This window comes from Massilia sp. P2_C2, assembly GCF_056404615.1.
In genome coordinates, this window is sequence record NZ_JBFUDR010000488.1 from 1 (window position 1) to 3102 (window position 3102).

Sequence of the window (3102 nt, forward strand, 5' to 3'; positions counted from 1 at the left end):
GTATATACCCCCAAATTAGGTGCTAAAACCTTTGACGGTTTATACGGCGTCGCATAACCTTAAGGTGTCTTCAGCGGCTGGTGGTGAGAGACCAGCCACTGAAAACGCCAGGGGTTATGTCATCGGCACGGCCAAGACGGTCATTGCCAAGAAGGATAAGGCGACTGTCTGGGTCAAATCGATGACCAGTATGGTATTACTCCATTTCAAGGTGATTCTCATATTAAAGCTCCAGTAAAATGTCATAGTTATGCCCGGGCCGGTCTGCGAAACCGGCCCTTTTTCATTCAGGCAGTACAAGTATGGCAGGTACTTAGCAACTGTCGCCAGATTGGCGACAGTGATTGCGAAGAAATTTGTCATTACTCACAAGATTTTTTATGGCGGACTGTAAAAACGCAAAACACTCCGAGCCACTTTGAGCTAACTTTTCCCACCTTTTCGTACCTTCTGTACCCCCTGCTTCCCCTGAGCCGATGAGCGAAACGAGCTGCGGCGCCGTGGTCGTCCGTTGTAAGAAAGCAACAAAGTTGAAGAAGTAGAGCTGTTCGTCAGCGTGAATCTCAACAGGCTCAGGAAGTGACTGCTCACGTCGTCGTCGTCGTCCTTGATCGAGTCGAAGCTCTACTGGAAGAAGTCCGCTCACGCGCACGTGCGTCGAGCGCAGATGACCGGATGTCTGCCGCCCAGCTTCTGCATGTTCTCGACGATGATGTCGCCGGCGTAGCGCTCGATCCCGTCCTTGTCGGTGTACTTGCGGGTCTGCAGGCGGGCTTACACGACGAGAGCATGGTTCGGCGCGCGATGTCTTCCGCAACCAGGTGCTGGGCCAGCTGGTCGCCTTCAATCAGCGCCGGCGGCGCTCCGCTTCGATCACCTTCACCTGCCGCCTCACCGCCATCAGCGCGGCCATCATGCCGGCGATCTGCCGCCGCATGGAGTTTGGTTTGCTCGCGTTCTTTGACACCCGTGCCTTCCCTTCTGGTGTTACAGGTCCCTGGCTTTTCAACCAGGGCTTCCAGCGGCGAATGGCCTGCGCCTGTTTGGCGCGCCGGGCTGCGGTCCAGCCCCATGGATGGGGAGCGTCGGGATCTGTCATGACGAACCAATAGTTTGGTGAAAACTGCGCCAAGCGGGGCAGCGCATCATGTGCCACGTCTTTCGCCTGTCTTGGCGGCCGCGCCAGCGGCGCGCCGAAGCCGGGACCAGCCGCCGATGAACCGCGAGAGTCAAGAGCTGGGGCTGAATCAGTCCCGGCGTTGATGCTGAACGATTTTAGACCCAGGTTCGCCGTTGAGTCGAGCTATTGGTCGCAGGACTGGACCACCTGCTGCTCGTCCCCGGATATCTCCGCAGCGTCCGGTTCAACGCCACACTCTCCCTCAGCCACTGGCTGCTCCGTGCTGTCGGTGGCGGACGGCTGATGCTCGATCGGCCCGGTCCTATGCGGACAGTGTCCGGCGGGGACTCCGGGCCGGACACCGATCAAGGTAATAGTCTGACGAATGGAGTCGGATGATGGTTAGCTCGTACCCAGCAGTTTACAGGGGGGCGAACAAGGCGTCGATTACGTCGCAGTCACGCGCTGGAGCGTCAAAAGCGGTCTAAAGTGTGGGTATAAGATAGTGGGTACAATTTGTACCCCCAACTGACTGATTTGAGGGTACAAATTGTACCCCTAACCCTGAGCGCTGGAAGCTGACGAGCGCAGGACATGGTCTGCGATTCGATACAGCGCGCAGCGTCTTCCATCAGGATCAAGACTAGCCACATGTTGACGGGTCCGAACAAGGAAGCCTGCATCAATCAGCTCGTCACGTGCCTTGCTGAACTGTTGCCGGTTCTTGAGTCCAGCGACATGCGCGAACTCCGAGTAGGTTAAGGCGAACTCCTTCCCAGGGCGGTGGCGCCGCATCGCACAGAGGAACAGCTTTGATGCAGCTCCCGACAGGGCTTCAAACGCTGGCGTGTCGATGATGCGGTGCGGGATCATACTAAAGCCCTTGGTCTCGTAGCTGTAGGCGCGATCGACAATTTCTTGCACCTCCTCGTCGGGCAGCGGTTCAGACGTATGGGCGGCGTTGATCTTGGCGATGCGTTTCGCTGCCTCGCCTTTTGGAACGCCACCGTGTTTGAGACCGGCAGTAGACTTGAACAGGTATGTGTTCCGTTCTCCCACAGCGATGACAGGACTGATGCCGAAGGCATCAACAAACTCCTGAACCGGAATGGCCGGGCTGTCGTCGAGGCGGAGTATGCGACTCTTATACGGTTGCTGCTTGTTATGGACAAAGCCAGGCAGCCGCATCACTCGGCACAGGTCCTTTACGCTGCGGTCGGCATCGAACATTTTTGCGAGCTGTTCCTGCAGATGCGAGAAGCTCTCCAGCGGGACACCGTCGACCAGCCAGAAGGCATGCCAGCGACCAGGCGACGTTTCAGTGACCATGTGCGGCGCGATCGGTCCGTTCAGGACGGGTTCGAGCGAGGCGCCATCGAGATCAACGAACAGTGCGCGCACGGCGCTGACGTTCGCCCGCTTGCGCCCCTTGCCATCACCAGCATTGACCATGACGAAGATGCCGCCCCCTTGTTCGTTCAGTTTCGTCAGCGTCGCGGCATGAGCGGTCAACGTCCCGTGCAAGATCTTGTTCAGATGGGGGCGCTTTTCCGAGCGGTCATCGAAGACCTGGAAAGTGTAGGCGCTTCCTCGCGCGAGAAGATCGAGGAAGCGCTGAGCGTCAGTCAAGTCGACCGACGCCCGGGGGCAGGAGAGGTTAATCTCGTCCGACATGGCCTGATTAGTCGACGACAGCATCCGTCAGGACGGACTGCGGTGCCGACGCCGACTGCACCGTAGCGGCGCTCTCAGCCGGTTCCATCAGCACGTCGCCGGCACGATCATCGATGCTGAAGTCCAGCTGTTGTTGCCGGCAATCTCTCTGACCCTGCGGCTCTTGGCGCTGAACCTGCACATCGTTTTCCTTTTCCAGGATGGCGATGCGGATGTTCAGTTTCATGCACACCACGGTCAGACGCTGGACCTCGGCCTGGGCTTCGGCCAGCTGCTTTTCGATCTCGGTGTCCTTTCCCGCCTTGGTC

General features: G+C 58.2%; 3 protein-coding genes and 1 pseudogene. All 4 read right to left on the reverse strand.

Annotated elements, in window-relative coordinates; all coding sequences use genetic code 11:
- Positions 1-678: 678 nt before the first annotated feature.
- Positions 679-771, reverse strand: a pseudogene (locus tag AC1DYX_RS29835) (single-stranded DNA-binding protein); the annotation flags it as partial.
- 76 nt (positions 772-847) lie between these two features.
- Positions 848-1156, reverse strand: a complete 309-nt coding sequence (locus tag AC1DYX_RS29840) for a hypothetical protein (RefSeq protein WP_477265638.1) — start codon at positions 1154-1156, stop codon at positions 848-850.
- Positions 1157-1678: 522 nt separating this feature from the next.
- Complete coding sequence (locus tag AC1DYX_RS29845) at positions 1679-2794, reverse strand: DNA-primase RepB domain-containing protein (RefSeq protein WP_477265640.1); 1116 nt, start codon at positions 2792-2794, stop codon at positions 1679-1681.
- Between the two features lie 7 nt (positions 2795-2801).
- Positions 2802-3102: hypothetical protein (locus tag AC1DYX_RS29850; RefSeq protein WP_477265642.1), on the reverse strand; the 301-nt coding region annotated here is incomplete at its 5' end.

Coding starts and splice junctions, on each gene's coding strand:
- AC1DYX_RS29845 (WP_477265640.1), bottom strand. CDS start 2,794: ATGTCGGACGAGATTAACCTCTCCTGCCCCCGGGCGTCGGTCGACTTG.